The sequence below is a fragment of the Caenimonas terrae genome, from assembly GCF_042655405.1.
Lineage (GTDB): Bacteria > Pseudomonadota > Gammaproteobacteria > Burkholderiales > Burkholderiaceae_C > Ramlibacter > Ramlibacter terrae_A.
Window position 1 is genome coordinate 473,053 of record NZ_JBHSMF010000002.1, and the last position, 22,356, is coordinate 495,408.

The window sequence follows — 22,356 nt, forward strand, 5'->3', positions numbered from 1 at the left end:
CCTTCGCCAAGGTGCTGAGCACCTGCGAACGCTACGCCACGCTGGCGCTGTGCGTGCTGGGCCTGCTGGCTTCGGTGGCCTGGCGGCTGCACGATGGCGACGGCATCGCAGCCTTGCTGCTGTTCGCCGTGCTGGCGGCAGTGGGTGCGCACGACCTGCAGCAAAGTCGCCACGCCATCCTGCGCAACTACCCGGTGATCGGGCACCTGCGCTTCCTGTTCGAATACGTGCGGCCCGAGATCCGGCAATACTTCATCGAAGGCGACATGGAGGCGGCGCCGTTCTCGCGGGCCCAGCGCTCGCTGGTGTACCAGCGCGCCAAGGGCCAGCCGGACAACCGGCCGTTCGGCACGCAGCTGGACGTGGGCCAGCGCGGCTACGAGTGGATGAACCATTCGGTGGCGCCCACCCACCTGGCGTCGTCGGACTTCCGCATCACCATCGGGCCGGAGCGGGCGCAGCCCTACGAGGCGAGCATCTTCAACATCTCGGCGATGAGCTTCGGCTCGCTGTCCGCCAATGCCGTCATGGCGCTCAACGAGGGCGCGAAGCTGGGGCACTTCGCCCACGACACCGGCGAGGGCTCGATCTCCTCTTACCACCGGGTGCACGGCGGCGACCTGATCTGGGAGATCGGCTCGGGCTACTTCGGCTGCCGCGACGACGACGGCCGATTCTGCCCGGAGCGCTTCGCCGCCAACGCGCGCGATCCGCAGGTGAAGATGATCGAGATCAAGCTGAGCCAGGGCGCCAAGCCCGGGCACGGCGGCATCCTGCCGGCGCCCAAGGTGACGCCCGAGATCGCCAGCGCCCGCGGCGTGCCGCCCTGGGTGGACTGGTGTCGCCGTCGGCGCACAGCGCGTTTGGCACGCCGGTGGAGATGATGCGCTTCATCGTCACGCTGCGGCAGCTCTCGGGCGACAAGCCGGTCGGCTTCAAGCTGTGCATCGGCCATCCGTGGGAGTGGTTCGCGCTGGTGAAGGCGATGCTGGAGACCGGCATCACGCCCGACTTCATCGTGGTCGACGGCGCCGAGGGCGGCACCGGCGCGGCGCCGGTGGAATTCAGCGACCACGTGGGCACGCCGCTGCAGGAGGGCCTGCTGCTGGTGCACAACACGCTGGTGGGCACCGGCCTGCGCGATCGCATCCGGATCGGCTGCGCCGGCAAGGTGATCACCGCCTTCGACATCGTTCGCATGATGGCGCTGGGCGGCGACTGGTGCAATGCGGCGCGCGGCTTCATGATGGCGCTGGGCTGCATCCAGGCCCAGACCTGCCACACCGGCAACTGCCCGACCGGCGTCACAACGCAGGACCCGATCCGCGAGCGCGCGCTGGTGGTGCCGGACAAGGCCCAGCGGGTGTTCAGCTTCCACCGCAGCACGCTGGTCGCGCTGAAGGACCTGGTGCAGGCGGCCGGCCTGACGCACCCGCAGGACATCACGGCCCACCACATCGTGCGACGCATCACGGACACCGAGGTGCGGCTGCTGGCCAACCTGATCATGCGGGTGGAACCGGGCTCGCTGCTCTCGGGCAACCTGGAGCAGCAGCACAACGTGTTCAAGCTCTATTGGCCGATGGCCAGCGCCGACCGCTTCGGGCTGGCGTAAGACAACCGACGGCGCTAAGGCAGCGTCGGCCCGGCGTGGACCGACAGGCGCTCCAGCCGCTTCTTCAGCGCCAGCACCGCCCGGTCCTTGCTCAGGAGCGTGGCGCCGTGGGCGACGGCGAGGTCGACGAACTTCTGGTCGTCGGGGTCGGTGCAGGTCACCGGCGCCTTGGCGGCGACGTCGACGCGCTCGCTGTGGCGGTCGAACGCGGCCAGCACGTCGCCGGCGGCCAGCTCGTAATAGGCCAGCTTCGGCACGATCTGCGCGTAGGCCAGCACCCGCTCCAGTTCGTCGCGCATCGGCTGCGTCGCCAGCCAGCGCAAGCCGCCGCCTTCCAGCGCAATGCGCACCGGCCCGGCCGCTTCGTCGGCAAAGACGAACAGGTCCAGCACGATGTTGGTGTCAAGCACCAGTGGCTGGCTTGGCACGCGCCGATCCCTTGACCATGTCGAACTTGAACAGCCGGCACTCGATCGGGCCGTTCCACATCGGCACCCGCCGGCTTTCCTTCAGCCGCATCTTCGACGGCAGCTTGAGGTCGGGCGTCAGCACCCAGGCGGTCCAGCCGATGTAGTTCTTCTTCCAGTGCGCCGCCAGCTGGGCGAAGAACTCGCCGCCGTCCTCGGTCTGCGCAGTCTCCCGGGCGCCGAAGCGGGCCACGTCCTCGCTGGGCTCGCCGGCCACGCCGGCCACCGCGATCCGCTCGCCGTACGGCGGGTTGAGCAGCATCACGCCCGGCGTCTCGGTCGGCGGCATGCGCTGCAGCGCGTCGCCGCCGCGGAACTGCACGATCTCGCCGACGCCGGCGCGCTCGGCGTTGCGCTGCGCGAAGTCCACCATCCGGTGGGCGACGTCGCTGCCGAAGATGCCGGGGTTGGCCACCACCCGCGCGGCCTCCGCCTGCTGCTTGAGCCCGGCCCACACGTGCGGCTGGTGCGGCAGCAGCTTCTCGAAGCCGAAGCGGCGAAAGCTCCCGGCGGCGATGTTGCAGGCGATCTGCGCCGCCTCGATGGCGATGGTGCCGCTGCCGCAGCACGGGTCGTACAGCGGGGTGTCCGCCTTCCAGCCGCTGGCCGCGATCATCGCCGCCGCCAGCGTTTCCTTCAGCGGCGCCTCGCCCTTGTCCTCGCGCCAGCCGCGCTTGAACAGCGGCTCGCCCGAGGTGTCGATGTACAGCGTGGCGCTGTCGGTGGTCAGGTGCGCGTAGATGCGCACGTCAGGCCAGGTGGTGTCCACGCTGGGCCGCTCGCCGCCCTTGTTGCGGAAGCGGTCGGCCACCGCGTCCTTGATCTTCAGCGCCGCGAAGTTCAGGCTCTTGAGCGGGCTGTGCTGCGAGGTCACCTCGATCTTGAAGGTCTGCTTGGTGGTGAACCAGATCTCCCAGGCCACCGCACCGGCCGCCGCATACAGGTCGTTCTCGCTGCGGTACATGGTGTGCGACAGCTGCACCAGCACACGCTGGGCCAGCCGGCTGTGCAGGTTCAGCTGCAGCGCCTCGCGCCAGGAGGCACGCAGCTCGACGCCGCCGCGCCCGACCAGCAGATCGTCGCCCTTGAGGCCGGTGATGCGGTGCACCTCGTCGGCCAGGAAACCCTCGACGCCGGCGGCGCAGGGCAGGAACAGTTGCAGCTGGTTCACGGGAGCTTTCTCGGCATGGCTAGAGCGCCTTGCGCAGGTTCGCGGGGGCGATCCGCAGGGCCTCGCGGTATTTTGCGACCGTGCGGCGGGCGCACTCGATCCCCTGCTCCTTGAGCATGTCGGAGATCTGGCTGTCGGACAGCGGCTTCTTGAGGTTTTCCGAGGCGACGAACTGCCTGATCAGCGCCCGCACCGCGGTGCTCGACGCATTGCCGCCGGTTTCGGTGCCCAGCGCCGAGCCGAAGAAATACTTCAGCTCGAAGGTGCCGTAGGGCGTGGCCATGTACTTGGCGGTGGTGACGCGGCTGATGGTCGATTCGTGCAGCCCGAGTTCGTCGGCGATCTCGCGCAGCACCAGCGGCCGCATCGCCAGCTCGCCGTGCACGAAGAAGCTCTTTTGCCGCTCGACGATCGCATTGGAGACCCGCAGGATGGTGTCGAAGCGCTGCTGGATGTTCTTGATGAACCAGCGCGCCTCCTGCAGCCGCTGCTGCAGCGCCTGGTGGCCCTCGCCCTTGTGCGACTTCAGCGCCCCGGCATAGATGTCGTGCACCCGCAGCCGCGGCATCACCTCGGGGTTGAGCATGACCCGAAACTTGGGCTGGCCGTTGCGGGCGATCCGCGTGACCAGCACGTCGGGCACGACGATGTTGCGCTCGACGTCGACGAACCGGCGGCCGGGCTTGGGCTCCAGGCGCGTGATCAGGCCGATCGCGGCCTTGATCCGCGCCTCGCTCTCGCCGCACAGCTGCGCCAGCCGCTTGACGTCGCGCCGGGCCAGCAGGTCGATCGGCTGCCGGCAGATCGCCAGCGCCGCGTGGCAGGGATCGTCGGGGCCGGCGCCGGCGCCGGCCAGTGCCTTCAATTGCAGCGACAGGCATTCCGACAGGTTGCGCGCACCCACGCCCACCGGCTCCAGATGCTGCAGCAAGTTCATTGCCACGGTGAAGCGATGCACCAGTTCTTCCACCTGCTCGAGGTCGTCGCCGGCCAGGCCGCGGGCCAGCTCCTCGAAGCTGTCCTCCAGGTAGCCGTCGTCGTTGAGCGATTCGATCAGGAAGCGCAGGGCGGCGCTGTCTTCGGGTGACAGCCGCAGCGACAGCGCCTGCCGGTGCAGGTGGCTTTGCAGCGACTCCTGGCCGCGGGCCAGGTCGGTCGCGTCCATCTGGTCGTCGCCGCTGAGGTTGTTGCGGCTGGCCGGCGCCTCGCCGCCCCATTCGCCGTCGTCGGGCACCACCTCGTTGCTGCCGTCGCCATCCCAGTCGGGCGTGTCCGATTCGCTGGTGGCGGCGGGTTCGCTCTCGCTGGTGGCCGACGCGCTGTCCGGCGCCGGGCTGGACGGACTGAACTCGGCCGCGCCCTCGGTGTCGATGTCGTCGTCGCGCGCCGGCGCGTCCGCCTTGTCGAGCCCGAACTCCTCGCGCGGCGCCTCCTCCAGCGTCAATTCGAGGAAGGGGTTGTCGTCCAGCATCTGCTCGACTTCCTGCGACAGTTCGAGGGTCGACAGCTGCAGCAGGCGGATCGATTGCTGCAGCTGCGGCGTGAGCGCCAGGTGCTGTGAAACGCGAAGCGAAAGACCCTGCTTCATGGGGAAACAGCCATTCAGCAAACCTAAGGCGTGGGCGCCGCCGGGCTGCCCCAAGGCGCGAGGGCCCCCCCGGGGGGCAGCGCAGTACGCGAAGTGACAAGCGTGGGGGCCATCACTACATCCGGAAATGTTCGCCGAGGTACACCCGCCGGACATCGGCGTTGTTGACGATCTCCGAGGGCGTGCCCTGCGCCAGCACCGTGCCGTCGCTGATGATGTAGGCGTGGTCGCAGATGCCCAGGGTCTCGCGCACGTTGTGGTCGGTGATCAGCACGCCGATGCCGCGCGACTTGAGGTAGCCGATGATGCGCTGGATCTCGATGACGGCGATCGGGTCGATGCCGGCAAAGGGCTCGTCCAGCAGGATGAAGCGCGGCTGCGTGGCCAGCGCGCGGGCGATCTCGACCCGGCGCCGCTCGCCGCCGGACAGCGCCAGCGCCGGCGAATCGCGCAGGTGGTCCACCCGCAGCTCCTGCAGCAGCAAGGTCAGGCGCCGCTCCACCTCGGCGCGGGCCAGCGGCTTGCCCTGCGGGTCGCGCTGCAGCTCCAGCACGGCGCGCACGTTTTCCTGGACGTTGAGCTTGCGGAAGATCGACGCTTCCTGCGGCAGGTAGGACAGGCCCAGGCGCGAGCGGCGGTGGATCGGCATGTGTTCCACCGAGTTGCCGTCGATCGAGATCTCGCCGGCATCGGCGCGCACCAGGCCGACGATCATGTAGAAGGAGGTGGTCTTGCCCGCGCCGTTGGGCCCGAGCAGGCCGACCACCTCGCCCTTTTCCACCGCCAGCGACACGTCCTTGACGACGTGGCGGCTGCCGTAGGATTTCTGCAGGTGGCGCGCCTCCAGCCGGCTGGCGCTGGCCGAAGCCATGCTGGCCAGCTCCGGTGCCACGGCCATGTCGGTCACTTCTTTTCCCCGCCGATCGTCATGCTCTGGCGCAACTGCACCGGCGGTGCCGGCGTGGGCGCCGGCGCCGAGGCCGAAGGCCGCGGCGAGAGCACCGCGCGGATCCGGCCGCCCGGCAGGCCTGGGGCGGCGCTGGGGCTGCCCGGCCCGCCGTCCACCGTGAAGACGTCGCGGCCGTTGTCGTAGGTGATCAGGCTGCCGGTCATTTCGTCGGCCACGGCCGCGCCGCGCAGGCGCCGCAGTTCGGCGCGCTTGATGAACTTGACGCGGTCGGCCTTGCCGTCGTATTCGATCGTATCGGCCTCGCCCTCGATGAATTCGTCCACGCCGTCGCGCTTCTGCTTGTAATAGGCCAGCTTGCCGGGCGCCGCGCTCACCACGCCGTACTGGTAGCCCTCGGGGTCCTGCCGCACGTCCACCTTGCCGCCGCGGATCAGGATGGTGCCCTTGGTGATCACCACGTTGCCGTTGAAGACGCTGGTCTGGTTGACGTCGTCATAGCGCAGGGAGTCCGCTTCGACGTTCATCGGCTTGTTCTGGTCGGCCTTTTCCGCCAGGGCGGGGGCGGAGGCGACCAGGGTGCCGAGCACACCGGCCAGCAGGGGGGCAAGAAGTTGGTTCATAGAGGGCACGAATCTTGCTGGCATTGTACCGGGCGGAGCCCGTCCGGCCGCCATGGAGGCCATCTCCGGATGCCGGGCGCCGCGGGGGCCCTCAGCCGGCGCCGAAGCGGAACGTTCCCACGACGTCGACCAGGCGCGAGGCCTGCTCGCTCATCGCGTCGGCCGTGAAGCTGGCCTCTTCGACCAGGACCGCATTCTTGTGCGTCACGGCGTTGAGCGTGGACACCGCGTGGTTGACCTGCTCGATCCCGCTGTTCTGCTGGTCGCTGGTGGCAGCGATCTCGCCCACGATGTCGGTGATGTCGCGCACGCTCAGCACGATCTGCTCCATGGTCTGCCCGGCCAGGGCCACCAGGGCACTGCCGGCGCCGATCTGGTCGACCGAATTGCCGATCAGCACCTTGATCTCCTGGGCCGCCGCCGCGCTGCGCTGCGCCAGGCTGCGCACTTCGGCCGCGACCACGGCGAAGCCGCGCCCGGATTCGCCGGCCCGCGCCGCCTCGACGGCGGCGTTCAGCGCCAGGATGTTGGTCTGGAAGGCGATGCCGTTGATGATGCCGATGATGTCCACGATGTTGCTGGACGAGGCGCTGATCGAGTTCATCTTGTCGATCACCTGGGCCACCACCTCGCCGCCCTTGACCGCGACGTCGGAGGCCGATTTCACCAGCACGTTGGCGCGCTGGGCATTGCCCGAATTGCGCTGCACGGCGGCGGTCAGTTCGTCCATCGAGGCGGCGGTCTGCTCCAGCGAGCCGGCCTGCTCGATGGTGCGGGTGGAGAGCTCCTGGTTGCCGGTGGACAGCTTGCTGGACGCCACCGAGATCAGCTCCGAGCTCTCGCGCACGCGGGTCACGATGGCGATCAGCGAATCGTTCATCTCGCGCAGCGCGCCCTGCAGCTCGCCGATGCCGTCGGAGCGCTGGCTGGGCGCCACGATGGGCGACAGGTCGCCGGACGCGACGCGCTTGGCCGTGCGCACCGCCCATGCGATCGGGACGATGATCCGGTTGACGATCTGGCGCACCATGAATCCAAGCAGCAGCAGCGTCAGGCCGGCGATCCCGGCCAGGATCTTGTTGCGGGTGCGCGTGGCCTGGTCGTCGTCGGCCACCAGCTTGGACAGCTGCTGCTCCCCCTCGTCGGCCAGCCGCTTGAGCGCGACGTCGACGTTGTTGATGTCGCCCTTGATCGACAGCAGCGCCGCCAGCGAATTGTTGGCGGCCAGCGCGGCGCCGATGCGGTCCATGCCTTCGACCGCCGCCTGCAGCGTCGGCGTCGGCGCGGTGCGCTGGATCTGCTGCGCCCCGGCGTGGGCCTGCTGCAGCGCCGCCAGCGCCGGCGCCCCGACCTTGCCGGTATCCACCGCATCCGTCACGCCGTTGAGGAACTCACGGTAACTGGAGATCGCCTGGTTGGCGGTGCGGTAGCGGCCCAGCGCGGCGTTCACCCGTTGCGGCAGGTCGCTGACCGACGTCAGCTGGAACAGCAGCAGCAGCACCAGCGGCGTGACGGCCAGGATGAACTGCACGTACATCCGGTGCTTGATCTGCAGGCGGGCAAATGCGTTGAGCCACATGGTTGGTCTGACGGTGGATGCGCGCTCAGTATTTGACGATGACCTTCAGGTCTTTGGGAGCGCTGGACACGTAGCCGACCGCGCCGGGCGTGGACTTCACCGTGGCGATGACTTCCGCGTCGCTGGACTTGACCGCGGGCGCGTTCAGGCCGTCGCGGAAGCCCTTCTTGATCCAGATGCCGTTGTACTTGGCGCCATCGAGCTTGAGCACCTTTTCCAGGAAGTCCTTTTGCTGGGCCGAGTTGTCCAGCGGCACCAGCTTGACGCCGTCGGCGATCTGCTTGTCGCCGATGTAGATGTCGCGGATGTCGTCGGCCGTCAGCGCCAGCGACGGGTTGGCGATGACGTAGAGGTCGGCGGCCAGCGCCGGCAGCGCGGTGGTGCCGGCCAGCACCAGCCAGGCGAGGAGGGCAATGCGCTTGTGGTTCATGGCGCCTCCTAGAAACGGACCGCCAGCTGCAGGCGCGTTTCGTTCGCCCTCAGCGTGGACGCATCCCGTTGCTGCTGCCGCGTCTGGTTCAGCTCCATCTTGATCGCGGTGCTCGGGTTCAGGTCGTAGCGCAGGCCCAGCGTGCTGCGGGAATAGGAGCGGCCGCTGTCCTGGCTGGCGAAATAGTTGTCGGCCTGGTCCAGCGCCGCTTTCTCCAGCCGCGCATAGGGCGTCCACTTCCCGGCCAGCGTGTAGCCCAGCTGGCCGAAGCCCGCCCAGCTGGCGTGGGTGCCGCTGCCGCCGCTGAGGTCCCGGTTGCGGAACCGGTAGTACTCCGCGATGACTTCCCAGTCGGCGTGCTCGTACACCGCGTAAGCCCCGGTCATGTTGACCTTGGTGTTGTTCACCACCGCGTTCTGGCCGTCGTACTGCGCCACCTGCTGGGTGAACCCGTGCAGGCCCAGCGTCAGGCCGTCGAGCCTGCCGCCGAAGGAATAGCGCAGGTTGCCGCCCACCATCTTGTTGCCGTTGTCGTCCCTGAACGCGTTGAAGTCGAGCACCCCGTCGACCACCCGGTTGCCGTTGGCCAGGTAGCCGTCGTAGCCGACGCGGCCGGCGCCCGCCTTGACGCCGCCGGAGACCAGCAGGCCGACGGCGTGGGCCGGCAGGATGCCGCCACGGTCCTCGAACTCGATGAAGCGGGGCCGGGTCGCGGCGGTCTGGATCTGCTGGCCGTGGTGGAAAGCGGTGTTCCAGTAACCGTAGGGCGTGTGGAAGCGTCCCGCCCACACGGTGGCCGCATCGCTGAAGGTGTAGCCGAACTGCAGCCGCTCCAGGTCGGTGGCGACGTTGGCGCTGTCGGGGCCGTATTCGAACACCAGTTCGACGATCGACTTCACCCGGTCGCCGATCTCCGGCGTGATGTACAGGTCGAAGTTGCCGAGGGCGAAGCCGCTGCGGCGTCCGTCGAGCGCCTGCGAGGACCGGACATAGCCGACGTCGGCGAAGCCGTGCAGCGGCACGCCGAGGTCGCGCGACTTGGCCGAGCTCTCGGACACCTTGACCAGCGTCTGCTCCAGCCGGTCGATCCGCTCGGACTGCGCCGCCGTCACGCTGGCCGGATCGGCGGCCGCTGCGGACGGTGCCGCCTTCTCGACCTGGTTCAGCCGGGCCGACAGCTGCTCGATCAGGGCCAGGCTTTGTGCCAGCTTCCTTTCGAGTTGTTCGATCCGCTGGAGCTCATCGGCCGCCGACGCCGGCGTGGCCAGCGGCAGCGCAACTGCCAGGGTCAGGAGTTGCAGCGTCAGGCGCGAAGCCCGCTTGGACGGTGACATTCGGATCTCCGGGCCCACGTGGTGGAGGGCCTGAGATCATTAAGCTGGATGTATCTAAATGATACTAGCGGTGACAAGATGCTTCGTGATGGAAGTCATCTTTCAACCACCCTGGCCGTCGCCCTTGAGCAACGGCCGAGCTGCATTCATGCAACGGCCGAGCTGAGCCTGAGCGCGGCCGCTGCCGCGGCACGCAGGCTACTTGGACTTGCGGACCTCTGCGACCAGGTAATCCGTGATCTGCAGGGCGCGGTCCATGTTGCCGGCCATGGTGCCGTCGGTGTAATAGCGGCCGGCGATGCCGATGGCCGGGACGCCCTGCACCTTGTAGGCATCCTGCAGCTGCGTGGCGCGGCGGGCCTTGGTCTGCACCGAGAAGGAGTTGTACAACTCGACGAACTTGGCCCGGTCCAGGCCGTTCTTCTCGGCCCAGGCCACGATCGACGCTTCCTTGTCGATCATCTGGTGCTCGGCGTGAATCGTGTTGAACACCTTGCCGTGCAGTTCGTCCAGCTTGCCCATCGCTTCGAGCGTGTAGAACAGGCGCTGCTGCGGCACGAAGTCGTCGCGGAAGGCCACCGGGACGCGGCGCAGCGACACGTCCGGCGGCAGCTTCTTGATCCAGTTCACCAGCTTGGGCTCGAAGGCGTTGCAGTGCGGGCAGCTGTACCAGAAGAACTCGATCACCTCGATCTTGCCGGGCGGCGCATCCACCGGAACCCGCTTGTCCAGCGAGATGTAGTCGGCGCCGTCGTCCGGCTTGCGCACCTGCGCCAGCAGCGAACCCGGGGCGCCCAGTGAAGCAAACGCCAGGGTGCAGGCGGCGGCAACGGAAAACTCGCGTCGATTCATGTCAGTTCACTCCTTGAAACATTGTGAGCGCCGCCGCGGACCAAGGTTCCGCCGCCCGGCTGTCCCGCGCTACCGCTGGACCCGCACCAGCGCCGTTTCCACGCCGCCGGCTTCCAGCTTTTCCTTGTTGCGGTCGGCGTCGTCCTTCTTGTCGAAGGGCCCGACCCGCACCCGGAACACCTGGCGGCCGGACTGCTCGCGCTCCGTGACCTTGGCCTCCACCCCCATGAGGGACAGCTTGGCGCGCTGCGCTTCCGCGTCCTCCGGCGTGCGAAAGGCTCCGGCCTGCACGAAATAGAGGAACGGATCGGCGCCTGGGTTCGACGACCTGGCAGCCGCCAGCTCGCCCAGCGGGTCGGCGGCCACGGCCGGCGGCCGGGCGGCCGGTCTGGGCTGGCCGCTGGCCGCTGGCGGCATGTTGGCCACCACTGCCGGCGGCTTCAGGCTCGGGTCCGCGACGGGTGCGGCCGGGCCGACGCTGAAGGTCCCGGGCGACGGCGTGGCGGCCACCGGCGGCGCCGGCGCGATGATGCCGGGCGCCGGCGGCAGCGGCTTGGCCGGGTTCTTGCCGTACAGCGGCGCGTTCGGGTCCCAGTCGCGGTTCTTGCGCGATTCGGCGGCGTCCTGTTCGGCCGTCCGGCCGCCGCCCTTGTTCAGGAAGGGAATCGGCACCTTGGTCACGTAGACCGCCACTGCCAGCGCAATGCCCAGGCCCAGCACCACGCCGATGATGATGCCCAGAATGACCGAGCCGCCCTGATGTTTGTACGTCGTCTGTTTCACATTTTTTGCGGTGCGTTCACACCGAGAACCTGCAGCCCATTGTGCAACACCCGGGCCGTCGCGGCGACCAGCGCCAGGCGGGCCTTCTTCACGGCTTCGTCGTCCACCAGGATGCGCTCGGCATCATAGTAGCTGTGGTACGCGGCAGCCAGTTCGCGCAGGTAGAAGGTGACGTCGTGCGGCGCCAGGTCGCGGGCCGCGTCGGCCAGCATGTCCGGATATTTCGCCAGCAGCAGCATCAGGTTCAGCGCCGGCGGGCTTTGCAGCGGCGACAGGTCCGCCTCCTTGAGCGATGCGACGTCGCCCCCCCAGTTGGCCAGCACCGAGCAGATGCGGGCATGGGCGTACTGCACGTAATACACCGGGTTGTCGTTGTTCTTCGCCACCGCCAGGTCGACGTCGAACGAGTATTCGGTGTCCGCCTTGCGCGAGGCCAGGAAGAAGCGCACGGCGTCCTTGCTGGTCCACTCGATCAGGTCGCGCAGCGTGACATAGCTGCCGGCGCGCTTGGAGAGCTTCACCTCCTGGCCGCCGCGCATCACGCGCACCATCGTGTGCAGCACGTAATCGGGATAGCCCTGCGGGATGCCGACGTCGGCCGCCTGCAGCCCGGCGCGCACGCGGGCGATGGTGCCGTGGTGGTCGGTGCCCTGGATGTTGACCACCTTGACGAAGCCGCGCTGCCACTTGTCGATGTGGTACGCGACGTCCGGCACGAAGTAGGTGTAGCTGCCGTCGCCCTTGCGCATCACGCGGTCCTTGTCGTCGCCGTAGTCGGTCGACTTCAGCCACAGGGCACCGTCCTGCTCGTAGGTCTTGCCGGACTGCTGCAGGCGCCTGACCGCGTCCTCCACCTTGCCGCTGGTATAGAGGCTGGACTCGAGGAAGTAGCTGTCGAAGCGCACCGAGAAGGCCTGCAGGTCCAGGTCCTGCTCGTGGCGCAGGTAGGCGACGGCGAACAGGCGGATCGACTCCAGGTCCTCGACGTCGCCGGAGGCGGTGTATTCGCGGTCGTCCGACTTGACGGTCTTCTTGGCCAGGAAGTCGTCGGCGATGTCCTGGATGTAGTCGCCGTTGTAGGCCTGCTCCGGCCAGCGCGGATCGCCCGGCTTGATGCCCTTGGCGCGCAGCTGGGTGGAGGTGGCCAGGGTGGCGATCTGCACGCCGGCGTCGTTGTAATAGAACTCGCGCCACACGTCCCAGCCCTGGGTGGCGTACAGGTTGCAGATCGCGTCGCCCAGCGCCGCCTGGCGGCCATGGCCCACGTGCAGCGGGCCGGTGGGATTGGCCGAGACGAATTCCACCAGCACGTGCTGGCCGTTGCGCGGCCGGCTGCCGAAGGCCTCGCCGGCGGCCAGCACCTCGCGCACCACGGCCTGCTTGGCCTGCGGCTTGAGCCGGATGTTGATGAAGCCGGGGCCGGCGATGTCGATCGCTTCCACCCATTGCTGGAAGGCAGGCCCGGCCATCAGGTCGGCCTTCAGGCTCTCCGCCACCTGCCGCGGGTTCTGCTTGAGCGGCTTGGCCAGCTGCATGGCGGCCGTGGAAGCCAGGTCCCCGTGCGCGGCCGCCTTGGGCGACTCGAACGCGGCTTTCTCCCCCGCCCCTGGCGACAGCTTATCCAGGCTCGCAGCGAGGCTGGCGAGCAATTCTTGTTTGACGTGGAGCATTCCCCAGATTTTACGGGGCGCCCCGCGAACCGGTCGGCGTAAGGCCGGCCTGCGGCGTTGTAGACGGGAATCCAATCCGGATTTGAACGAATCGAGGAGATTCCATGAACAAGCTTCTTTCGACCATCGCCCTGGGCCTGGCCCTGACCGCCGGCGGCGCCTTCGCCGCCAGCCACACCGGCGCGCCCATGGCCGGCGACGCCAAGAAGGCGCCCACCGCGCAGCAGAACAAGATGAAAAGCTGCAACGCCGACCCCAAGGCCAAGGCGCTCAAGGGCGACGAGCGCAAGAAGTTCATGAAGGAATGCCTGTCCGCCGAGGGCGCGTCGGCCGAAGCCAAGCCGGCGGCGACCGCGCAGCAGACCAAGATGAAGACCTGCAACGCCGACCCGAAGGCCAAGACCCTCAAGGGCGCCGAGCGCAAGAAGTTCATGAGCGAGTGCCTGTCGGGCTAAACAGCCCGCGGCCCCGACCGAAAGCCCCGCGCCGCGGGGCTTTCTTCATTGCGGCGGCGCGCTCCAGAAATCGGGGCGGCCGTAACTGTGCTTGAGGAAATCGATCCACAGCCGCACCCGCAGCGGCAGGTGCTTGCGCTGCGGAAACACCGCGTAGATGCCGTTCGCCGGCGCCGCGAAATCGGCCAGCACCTGCACCAGGCGGCCGGCGGCAATCTCGCCTTCCACTTCCCAGGTGCTGCGCCAGGCGACACCCAGGCCGGCCAGACACCAGTCGTGCAGCACCTGGCCGTCGGTGCAGTCCAGCGGACCGGCCGGCTTGAAGTGGATCAGCTCGTGGTCCGCGCCCTTGGGCACGCGAAAGGCCCAGCCCCGGGTCTGCGAGGCGTCGCTGGAAAGCGTGAGGCAGGCGTGGCGGCCCAGTTCGGCCGGATGGCGCGGCGTGCCGTGCCGCTCCAGGTAGGCCGGCGTCGCCACGCACAGCCGCCGGTTGTCGGCCAGCCGCACGCTGACCAGCGAGGAATCGGGCAGGTCGCCGACCCGCACCGCGCAGTCGAAGCCTTCGCCGGCCAGGTCCACCACCCGGTCGGTCAGGTTCAGGGAGATGGTGACGTCGCCGTGCAACTCGCGAAACCGCGGCACCAGCGGCGCGACGTGGCGGCGGCCGAAGCCGGCCGGCGCGGTGATCCGCAGGTGGCCGCTCGCCTTGACGCCACCGGCGCTGACACTGGCTTCCGCATTGGCGACGTCGGCCAGCAGGCGCTGGCAATCTTCCAGGAAGGCGCTGCCCTCGTGGGTCAGGCTGATGCGGCGGGTGGTGCGCACCAGCAGCTTGACGCCCAGCCGCTCCTCCAGCGCGTCCAGCCGCCGCCCCATGATCGCCGGCGCCACGCCTTCGGCCTTGGCCGCCGCCGTCAGGCTGCCGCGGGTGGACACCGAGACGAAGGATTCCAGCTGCTTGAGTTTGTCCATGCAGGCATTATGTGCAGCCAGGTTGCAAATCCGGGGACCGCGGCTCCGATTTAGCCGATAAAACGCTTGACTCTGCTATTGCGATTTGTCCGGCGCCGCCTCGGCGGCCGGGTCCGCGATGACATGACGCGACAGCAGTGCGGCAATCTCCGCCTCGCTGTAGCCGACCTCGCGCAGCAGCTGCCCGGTGTGTTCCCCCAGCCGCGGCGGGTCGAGCCGCACGCCGGGCCGCTCGCCGCCCAGCGTCAGCGGCAGCAGCGGCACCCGGGTGGCGCGGCCGTCCGGCAGGGTCAATGGCGCCAGGCCGCCGGTGCCGTTCAGGTGCGGATCGTCGAACAGGTCCTGCGGCCGCGTGATCGGCGCGAACGGCAGGCCGTTGTCTTCGAACGCTGCGCCCAGTTCTGCCGCGCTGTGGCCGGCGAGCTGCGACCGCAGCAGCGGAATCAGCCAGTCCCGGGCCCGCACCCGGTCGTTGTTGGTGACCAGCCGCGGATCGCCCTGCAGCTCCGCCAGGCCGAAGGCCTTGCAGAAGATCGCCCATTGCGTGTCGCTGACCACCGCCAGGAAGATCTGCTCGCCGTCCTTCACCGTGAAGACGTCGTAGATCGCCCAGGCCGAGATCCGGCTGGGCATCGGGTCGGCCGGCTTGCCGGTGACGGCGAACTGCATCATGTGCTGCGCCACCAGGAACACGTTGTTCTCGAACAGCGCGCTCTGCACTTCCTGGCCCTTGCCGGTCTTCTCGCGCTGGGCCAGCGCCGCCATCGCGCCGATGGCGCCGAACATGCCGCCCATGATGTCGTTGACGCTGGTGCCGGCGCGCAGCGGATCGCCGGCGCGGCCGGTCATGTAGGCCAGCCCGCCCATCATCTGCACGACCTCATCGAGCGCGGTGCGGTGGTCGTAGGGCCCGGGCAGGAAGCCCTTGTGGCTGACGTAGATGAGGCGCGGGTCCAGCTTGCGCAGCGATTCGTAGTCCAGGCCCAGCTTCTTCATGGTGGCCGGCTTGAAGTTCTCGCTGACGATGTCGGCGGTGGCGATCAGCCGCAACGCCGCCTCCTTGCCTTCGGCCGTCTGCAGGTCCAGCGCGATGCTCTTCTTGTTGCGGTTGAACATGGCGAAGAAGCCGGCGCCGGAGCCGAGCAGGCGCCGCGTGTTGTCGCCGGCCACCGGCTCGATCTTGATCACCTCGGCGCCGAGGTCGGCCAGCACCATGCCGCAGGTCGGACCCATCACCATGTGGGTGAACTCGACGACGCGGATGCCGGCGTAAGGAAGGGACGATTCGCTCACGACCGCTCCCCCTGAGCTTGTCGAAGGGCTTCGACGGGGCCTGTCCTGAGCTTGTCGAAGGGCTCAGCCCGAACGGAATGGTTCCAGCCCTTGGGCAATCCTGCTTCCGGCGTCATGCCGTACACCGGCTCCCCCGGCAGGCCGGCCTTGAGCGGCGCGCGGGCGGCGATCAGCTTCTCCAGGTCCACGCCGGTGGATACGCCCATGGCCTCGAACATGAAGACCAGGTCTTCCGTCACCACGTTGCCGGAAGCACCCGGCGCATAGGGACAGCCGCCCAGCCCGCCCAGCGAGGAGTCGAAGGTGCGCACGCCGACGTCGTAGGCCGCCAGGCAGTTGGCCAGGCCCAGGCCCCGGGTGTTGTGCATGTGGGCCGCGCCGGTCCTGTCGCCGATGGCGGCGCGGACCTTGTCGAACAGGCGCCGCACCTGCGCCGGGTTGGCCATGCCGGTGGTGTCGGACAGCCCCGATTCGTCGACGCCGGCGGCGACGCACTCGGCAGCGAGCCGGACCACGTCGTCTTCCGCCACCTCGCCCTGGATGGTGCAGCCGAAGGCGGTGGACATGTTGGCCTCGATGTGGACATGCGGGGCAATTTCGTTGCGCAGCGCGACGATGTTGCGCACCTCCGCCAGCATCTGCTCGCGGCTCTTGCGCACGTTGGCCAGCGAGTGGGCGGCGCTGGCGGACACCGGGATGGTCAGCTTGTGCACGCCGGCCGCGATGGCCGACTGCGCGCCGCGCAGGTTGGGCACCAGCGCCATCACGGTCAGGCCCGGCAGCGTCAGAGCGTACTGCACGATCTCGGCGGCATCGGCCATCTGGGGCAGCAGGCTGGCCGGGACGAAGGAGGCGACCTCGATCTCGCGCAGGCCGGCGGCGTGCAGCGCGCTGATCCAGCGCTTCTTGTCGCCGGTGGCCATGGTGCGGCTGACCGACTGCAGGCCGTCGCGCGGGCCGACCTCGCTGATCAGGACCGAGGGGGTCGAAGTTGTCATCGCCTGTGTTTTATCACGCAGCGCCCCTGCGCCAATTCATAAGCCTGTTTATAATCTGCAGGCTTATGAAATGGGATTTCCGCCGCCGCTTCGGCTTCCTGGTCAGCGATGTCGCCCGGCTGTACGGGCAGCGCTTCGACCGCGCCGCCCGCGACCAGCTCGGCCTGTCGCAGCCGCAATGCCGGCTGCTGGGCGTGCTGGCCGCCAACGGCGACGACGCCGCCGTCTCCCAGGCCGAACTGGCTCAGCGGCTGGGCCTGAGCGCGATGGCCGTGGGCAGCCTGTGCGACCGCATGGCCTCGGCCGGCTGGATCCGGCGCGAGCCCCATGCCACCGACCGCCGCGTCAACCTGCTGCAGCTGGAGCCGCGCGCCGCCAAGGCGCTGGCCAGGGCCATGGAGATCGGCGACTCGCTCAACGCGCGGGCGCTGTCCGGGCTGAGCGCGGCCGAAAGAACGCAGCTGCTCTCCCTGCTGGCGAAGGTGCGCGACTCGCTGCTGAACGAACAGGCATGAGCACCACCGCCTCCTTTCCCCACCGCGGCATGATCACCGTCTCGATCATGCTGGCGACCATCATGCAGGCGCTGGACACCACCATCGCCAACGTGGCGCTGCCGCACATGCAGGGCAGCCTGCAGGCCTCGCAGGACCAGATCACCTGGGTGCTCACCTCCTACATCGTGGCCTCGGCGATCGCGCTGCCGCTGACCGGCTGGCTGTGCGGCCACTGGGGCCGGCGCAAGGTGTTCATCGTGTCGGTGATCGGCTTCACCGTCGCTTCGGCCCTGTGCGGGCTGGCGGGCTCGCTGGGCACCATCGTCGCCGCGCGCCTGCTGCAGGGGATCTTCGGCGCCGCGCTGGTGCCGCTGTCGCAGGCCGTGCTGCTGGACATCAACCCGCGCGAGAAGGTCGGCCAGGCGATGGCGATCTGGGGCGCCGGCATCATGGTCGGCCCGATCCTGGGCCCGATGCTGGGCGGCTGGCTGACCGAGAACCTGAACTGGCGCTGGGTGTTCTTCATCAACCTGCCGGTCGGCCTGTTTGCGCTGTGGGGCATCATCCGCTACCTGCCGGAGAGCAAGCCGCAGGGCGAGAAGCTGGACGTCTTCGGCTTCGCCACGCTGAGCATCGCGATCGGCCTGCTGCAGTTGTTCCTGGACCGCGGCCAGCAGCTGGACTGGTTCGACTCGTGGGAGATCCGGCTGGAGGCGGCCGGCGCCGTCGTTGCATTCGCCTTTTTCGCCGTCCACACCTGGACCGCGCTGGGCACCTCGTTCTTCGACCGCGACCTGCTCAAGGACCGCAACTTCGTCACCGGCCTGCTGTTCGCCTTCATCGTCGGCACCATCCTGTACGGCACGATGGCGCTGCTGCCGATGTTCCTGCAGGGGCTGATGGGCTACCCCGTGATCTACACCGGCGAGATCACGGCGCCGCGCGGCATCGGCACCATGATCGCGATGATCGTGGTCGGCCGGCTGGTGACGCGGATCGACATCCGCGCCATCATGGCGACCGGCTTCGCGCTGACGGCCTTCTCCCTGTGGCAGATGACGCAGATCACGCTGCAGATGGACAGCTCGCTGATCCTGCTGTCCGGGTTCATCCAGGGCCTGGGCATCGGTTTCACCTTCGTGCCGCTGTCGGCCGCCAGTTTCGCCACCCTGGCGCCGCGGCTGCGCAACCAGGGCACGCCGGTGTTCAGCCTGGTGCGCAACATCGGCGGCAGCGTCGGCATCTCGATCGTGCAGGCGCTGCTCACGCAGGGCGAGGCCAGGGCCCACGCGCAGCTCGCGGCCACGGTGGCGCCGGGCAACCAGGGCCTGCTCTATCTGCCGCCGGGGCTGGACCCGTCCACCGCCGGCGGGCTGGCGGTGCTCAATGCGGAAGTGTCACGCCAGGGCGCGCTGATCGGCTACGTCAACGACTTCAGCATCATGATGGGCGTGACCCTGCTGGCGATCCCGCTGCTGCTGTTGATCCGCACGCCGCGGCGCGGTCCGGTGGCGACCTCCTCCACCGCCGAAGTGCCGCACTAGCGCGCGGTCTGGCGGCGCCGCAGCGTGAGGTGCGCCAGCACGAACGCCGCGGCGGCGCAGCCGGCAATGCCCGCCACCATCGGCCGGGCGGTGCCATCGACAAAGGCGCCGACCAGCGCCATCACCAGCACGCCGGTGACGAACTGCAGCGTTCCCATCAGCGCCGACGCGGTGCCCGCGATCTCGCCGTGGTCGTCCAGCGCCAGCACCGCGGTGCTCGGCACCACCAGGCCCAGGAAGCCGTAGCCGGCGAACAGCAGCCCGAGCAGCACGGCGAGCCGGTCGTTGCCCGCCAGGTTCAATGCCAGCAGCAGTGCCATCAGGATGGCGTAGCCGCTGACGGCGAACTTGACGATCGCCGCCAGCCCGAAGCGCCGCGCCAGCCGGCCGGTGAACTGCGACACGCCGATGAACGACGCCGCGTTGACGGCAAAGGCGATGCTGTACTGGCGCGGCGTCAGGCCGTAGTGGTCGATCAGCACGAAGGAGGAATTGGCCAGGTAGGCGAAGAAGCTGGCCATGCCGAAGGCGCCGATGAAGACCAGCCCCATGAAGTGGCGGTCGCGCAGCAGCGTGCCGTACGCCGTGATCGCGCTGCGAAAGCTGCTGCCCACCCGCTGTTGCGGCGGCCGCGTCTCCTGCAAGCTGGTCGCCAGCAGCACCAGGCCCAGGCCGGCCAGCACGGTGACCGCCCAGAACACGCTGCGCCAGCCGGCCACCTCGATCAGCAGGCTGCCGGCCAGCGGCGCCAGGATCGGCGAGACGCTGAACACCAGCATCAGCAGCGCCATCAGCCGCGCCGCGTCGGTGCCGGTGTGCAGGTCGCGCACCACCGCGCGCGGCACCACCATGCCGGCGCAGGCGCCCAGGCCCTGCACGAAGCGCAGCACCACCAGGGTCTCGATGTTGGGCGCGAGCGCGCAGCCGACGCTGCCGGCGGCGAACAGCAGCAGCCCGAAATACAGCGGCGGCTTGCGCCCCACCATGTCGGTGACCGGTCCGTAGACGATCTGGCCGACGCCCAGCGAGACGAAGAACGCCATCAGGCTGGCCTGCACCGCATGGACGGACGCGCCCAGGCTCTGTCCGATCGAGGGCAGTGCCGGCAGGTACATGTCGATCGCGAACGGCCCGATCGCCGACAGCAGCCCCAGCACCAGGGCCGTGCGCAGGAAGCCCGCGCCCATTACTTCAGCGGCACCTGGGTGCCGGGCGGCAGGGGCACGGCGGTGACGCTGTTCTGCGGGTAGCCCTCGATCACCCGGTCCGAGTAGGTCAGGTAGACCAGCGCATTGCGCTTGGTGTCCACCATGCGGATCACGCGCAGCTTCTTGAACACCAGCGAGATGCGCTCGTTGAACATCTCCTCCTGCTTGTCCAGCTTGCCGGCGTTGAAGGCGACCGGCCCGGTCTGGCGGCAGGCGATCGAGGCCTCGGCCCGGTCTTCGGCCAGCCCGAGCGCGCCCTTGATGCCGCCGGTCTTGGCGCGCGACACGTAGCAGGTGACGCCGCCGACCTTGGGGTCGTCGTAGGCGTCGACCACGATCTTGTGGTCGGGCCCGATCAGCTTGAAGACGGTGTCGACTTCGCCGATCTGTTCGGCGCCGGAGCGGCCGCATGCCGCCAGCAGCAGGGCGACGGAAAGGGTCAGGAGCAGGTGGTTTTTCACCCGCCCACTTTACCTCCTGTCCGTGTCAGTGCGACAGCACCTGCCCCAGGAAGGCCTGCAGGCGCGGGCTCTGGGGAGCGTCGAAAAACGCCTGCGGCGGCGCGGTCTCGATCACCTGGCCCTGGTCCATGAAGATCACCCGGTCCGCGACCCGCCGCGCGAAGCCCATCTCGTGGGTGACGATCAGCATGGTCATGCCTTCGCCGGCCAGGCTCTCCATCGTCTGCAGCACCTCGTTGACCATCTCGGGATCCAGCGATGCCGTCGGCTCGTCGAACAGCACCACCTGCGGCCGGGTGCACAGCGTGCGCGCGATCGCCACCCGCTGCTGCTGCCCGCCGGAGAGTTGCGCCGGGTGCTTGTCGGCCTGGTCCAGCAGGCCGACCCGCTCCAGGTAGTGCATCGCGCGCTCGTGGGCCTCGCGCCGGCTCACGCCGCCGCCCCACACCGGGCCCACCGTCAGGTTCTGCAGCACCGTCATGTGCGGAAACAGGTTGAACTGCTGGAACACCATGCCGACCCGCCGGTTCACTGCCAGCCGGGCGGCGCGGGTGATCTCGTCGGCGCCCACCTCGACGCCGCAGACGTCCAGCCGGCCCTGCTGGAACGGCTCCAGCAGGTTGACCGTCCGCACCAGCGTCGATTTGCCGGAGCCGGACGGCCCGCAGATGACGATGCGTTCGCCGGGCTGCACCTGCAGCTCGATGTCGCGCAGCGCGTGGTAGCGGCCGTACCACTTGTTGATGCCGTGCATCTGCACCACGGGGGCGGCAGGCGGCGGGGAAGCTTGGGTCATGGGCGAGGGACGGGCATTCAGCGCCTGGCCTCCAGCCGGCGGCTGAAACGCGACAGGCTGTAGCAGACAGCGAGATAGACCAGCGCGAGGAACACGTGGCCGGAGGTGAGGATGTTGGAGTCGCCGACCCAGTCGGGCGACTTGGCGCCGTTCTCCACCGCGCCCAGCAGGTCGTTGACGCCGATCACCGACAGCAGCGTGGTTTCCTTGATGACGGCGATCATGATGTTGACCAGCGCCGGCACCACCGCGGTGACCGCCTGCGGCAACACGATCAGGCGCAGGGCGGCGAAGTCGCTCAGGCCGACGGTGGTCGCCGCCTCCAGCTGGCCGCGGCCGATGGCCTGCAGCCCGCCGCGAAAGACCTCGGCCGCCATCGCCGCATTGAACAGGGCGAAGGCCGCCAGCGCGCGGGTGAACAGGTCGATGTTCGCGCCGCGGGGCAGGAACATGGGCAGCAGCGTCGCCGCGATGAACAGCAGCGCCAGCAGGGGCACCGAGCGCATGCTCTCGACGAAGGCCGCACTCAGCCACCGCACCACCGGCAGCCGCGAGCGGCGCCCCAGCGCCAGCACCAGCCCCAGCGGCAGCGCGGTGGCGAAGGTCGCGAGCGTCGCCACCAGCGTCAGCAGCAAGCCGCCCCAGCGCGTCGGCGCGACGGCCGGCAGCGGCCCGCCGCCGGCCAGCAGCAGGAAGAAGGCGAGCGGCAGCGCGATGAATCCCAGCAGCACGCGCTGCATGCTGGCGCCGTGCGCGCGCCGCACCACCCAGGTCCAGAACAGCGCGAAGGCGGCAAAGCAGGCCCACGCCCGCCACAGCTGGTCCAGCGGATAGTCGCCCACCAGCCAAGGCTTCCAGCGCGCGATCACGAAGGCCCAGCACGCGCCGCTGTCGGGGCAGGCCTGGCTGCTGCTGCCGCGCCAGTGGGCGTCGACGATGCCCCACTGGACCAGGTGCCAGCCGGCGACCAACCCCGCCGCCAGCAGCAGCAGCGAGAACACGCTGGTGGCCGGCCCGGCCAGCCAGGCCCGGCGCCAGCGCGCCGGCACGGAAGCGCTATCCACCGGCGGCGCGCGCGGGTCGATCAGGGCCGGACGGACGAATGTTTCCATG

At 69.0% G+C, this 22,356-nt stretch carries 21 protein-coding genes and 1 pseudogene; 4 read left to right on the forward strand and 18 right to left on the reverse strand.

The window, feature by feature from the left end; translation table 11 throughout:
- The first annotated feature begins 11 nt into the window (after positions 1–11).
- A pseudogene (locus ACFPOE_RS02320) lies at positions 12–1,615 on the forward strand (FMN-binding glutamate synthase family protein).
- Between the two features lie 14 nt (positions 1,616–1,629).
- Here the strand turns inward: ACFPOE_RS02320 and ACFPOE_RS02325 are convergent.
- The 11 genes from ACFPOE_RS02325 to argS all read right to left on the reverse strand — a co-directional run bounded on the left by ACFPOE_RS02325 (position 1,630) and on the right by argS (position 13,019).
- Complete coding sequence (locus tag ACFPOE_RS02325; RefSeq protein WP_376848378.1) at positions 1,630–2,043, reverse strand: PIN domain-containing protein; 414 nt, start codon at positions 2,041–2,043, stop codon at positions 1,630–1,632.
- On the reverse strand, positions 2,018–3,253 hold the full coding sequence (locus ACFPOE_RS02330) for a THUMP domain-containing class I SAM-dependent RNA methyltransferase (protein ID WP_376848379.1): 1,236 nt from the start codon (positions 3,251–3,253) through the stop codon (positions 2,018–2,020). The genes ACFPOE_RS02325 and ACFPOE_RS02330 overlap by 26 nt, the downstream gene beginning before the upstream one ends.
- Before the next feature lie 19 nt (positions 3,254–3,272).
- Positions 3,273–4,841, reverse strand: coding sequence for an RNA polymerase factor sigma-54 (locus ACFPOE_RS02335; protein WP_376848380.1), 1,569 nt, complete (start codon positions 4,839–4,841; stop codon positions 3,273–3,275).
- Between the two features lie 115 nt (positions 4,842–4,956).
- Positions 4,957–5,739, reverse strand: coding sequence for an LPS export ABC transporter ATP-binding protein (gene lptB / locus ACFPOE_RS02340; RefSeq protein ID WP_376848790.1), 783 nt, complete (start codon positions 5,737–5,739; stop codon positions 4,957–4,959).
- A 5-nt stretch (positions 5,740–5,744) separates the two neighbouring features.
- Positions 5,745–6,425: a lipopolysaccharide transport periplasmic protein LptA gene (gene lptA, locus ACFPOE_RS02345; RefSeq protein ID WP_376848381.1), complete on the reverse strand. Its 681-nt coding sequence runs from the start codon at positions 6,423–6,425 to the stop codon at positions 5,745–5,747.
- Positions 6,426–6,462: 37 nt separating this feature from the next.
- Positions 6,463–7,950 carry a methyl-accepting chemotaxis protein gene (locus ACFPOE_RS02350; RefSeq protein ID WP_376848382.1) on the reverse strand — a complete coding sequence of 496 codons (1,488 nt, stop codon included), beginning with the start codon at positions 7,948–7,950 and terminating at the stop codon, positions 6,463–6,465.
- Between the two features lie 25 nt (positions 7,951–7,975).
- Positions 7,976–8,380, reverse strand: coding sequence for a type 2 periplasmic-binding domain-containing protein (locus ACFPOE_RS02355; RefSeq protein WP_376848383.1), 405 nt, complete (start codon positions 8,378–8,380; stop codon positions 7,976–7,978).
- Between the two features lie 8 nt (positions 8,381–8,388).
- The gene (locus tag ACFPOE_RS02360; protein WP_376848384.1) at positions 8,389–9,714 is read right to left on the reverse strand and encodes a hypothetical protein; all 1,326 of its coding nucleotides are present in this window, start codon (positions 9,712–9,714) and stop codon (positions 8,389–8,391) included.
- A 198-nt stretch (positions 9,715–9,912) separates the two neighbouring features.
- Complete coding sequence (locus ACFPOE_RS02365; RefSeq protein ID WP_376848385.1) at positions 9,913–10,566, reverse strand: thiol:disulfide interchange protein DsbA/DsbL; 654 nt, start codon at positions 10,564–10,566, stop codon at positions 9,913–9,915.
- A 69-nt stretch (positions 10,567–10,635) separates the two neighbouring features.
- Positions 10,636–11,349, reverse strand: coding sequence for an SPOR domain-containing protein (locus tag ACFPOE_RS02370; protein ID WP_376848386.1), 714 nt, complete (start codon positions 11,347–11,349; stop codon positions 10,636–10,638).
- Positions 11,346–13,019: an arginine--tRNA ligase gene (argS, locus tag ACFPOE_RS02375; protein WP_376848387.1), complete on the reverse strand. Its 1,674-nt coding sequence runs from the start codon at positions 13,017–13,019 to the stop codon at positions 11,346–11,348. The genes ACFPOE_RS02370 and argS overlap by 4 nt, the downstream gene beginning before the upstream one ends.
- Positions 13,020–13,123: 104 nt before the next feature.
- Between argS and ACFPOE_RS02380 the strand changes: the two genes are divergently transcribed.
- Entirely contained in the window at positions 13,124–13,474 is a 351-nt protein-coding gene (locus tag ACFPOE_RS02380; protein WP_376848388.1) for a PsiF family protein, read from the forward strand.
- Positions 13,475–13,519: 45 nt separating this feature from the next.
- Here ACFPOE_RS02380 and ACFPOE_RS02385 read toward each other — a convergent pair whose 3' ends face one another.
- The 3 genes from ACFPOE_RS02385 to ACFPOE_RS02395 form a co-directional block, all read right to left on the reverse strand.
- A complete protein-coding gene (locus ACFPOE_RS02385) occupies positions 13,520–14,446 on the reverse strand; it encodes a LysR family transcriptional regulator (RefSeq protein ID WP_376848389.1) in 927 nt (308 codons plus the stop codon).
- Between the two features lie 75 nt (positions 14,447–14,521).
- Positions 14,522–15,739, reverse strand: a complete 1,218-nt coding sequence (locus ACFPOE_RS02390) for a CaiB/BaiF CoA transferase family protein (protein WP_376848390.1) — start codon at positions 15,737–15,739, stop codon at positions 14,522–14,524.
- Positions 15,736–16,737, reverse strand: a complete 1,002-nt coding sequence (locus tag ACFPOE_RS02395; RefSeq protein WP_376848391.1) for a hydroxymethylglutaryl-CoA lyase — start codon at positions 16,735–16,737, stop codon at positions 15,736–15,738. Before ACFPOE_RS02395 ends, ACFPOE_RS02390 begins: the two co-directional genes overlap by 4 nt.
- A gap of 65 nt (positions 16,738–16,802) precedes the next feature.
- Between ACFPOE_RS02395 and ACFPOE_RS02400 the strand changes: the two genes are divergently transcribed.
- Entirely contained in the window at positions 16,803–17,252 is a 450-nt protein-coding gene (locus ACFPOE_RS02400; protein WP_376848392.1) for a MarR family winged helix-turn-helix transcriptional regulator, read from the forward strand.
- A complete protein-coding gene (locus tag ACFPOE_RS02405; protein ID WP_376848393.1) occupies positions 17,249–18,778 on the forward strand; it encodes a DHA2 family efflux MFS transporter permease subunit in 1,530 nt (509 codons plus the stop codon). Before ACFPOE_RS02400 ends, ACFPOE_RS02405 begins: the two co-directional genes overlap by 4 nt.
- On the opposite strand, the gene ACFPOE_RS02410 is transcribed toward ACFPOE_RS02405, so the two are convergent.
- From ACFPOE_RS02410 to ACFPOE_RS02425, 4 genes are read right to left on the reverse strand one after another with little or no spacing between them, the layout of a single operon-like run.
- On the reverse strand, positions 18,775–19,965 hold the full coding sequence (locus tag ACFPOE_RS02410) for a multidrug effflux MFS transporter (protein WP_376848394.1): 1,191 nt from the start codon (positions 19,963–19,965) through the stop codon (positions 18,775–18,777). The two genes, ACFPOE_RS02405 and ACFPOE_RS02410, sit on opposite strands and share 4 nt — an antisense overlap.
- Positions 19,965–20,447 (reverse strand): CreA family protein, encoded by a 483-nt coding sequence (locus ACFPOE_RS02415; RefSeq protein WP_376848395.1) that lies wholly within the window; start codon positions 20,445–20,447, stop codon positions 19,965–19,967. Before ACFPOE_RS02415 ends, ACFPOE_RS02410 begins: the two co-directional genes overlap by 1 nt.
- Before the next feature lie 25 nt (positions 20,448–20,472).
- Positions 20,473–21,243, reverse strand: coding sequence for an amino acid ABC transporter ATP-binding protein (locus ACFPOE_RS02420; RefSeq protein WP_376848396.1), 771 nt, complete (start codon positions 21,241–21,243; stop codon positions 20,473–20,475).
- Between the two features lie 17 nt (positions 21,244–21,260).
- Positions 21,261–22,355: an amino acid ABC transporter permease gene (locus ACFPOE_RS02425; RefSeq protein ID WP_376848397.1), complete on the reverse strand. Its 1,095-nt coding sequence runs from the start codon at positions 22,353–22,355 to the stop codon at positions 21,261–21,263.
- Position 22,356: the final 1 nt, after the last annotated feature.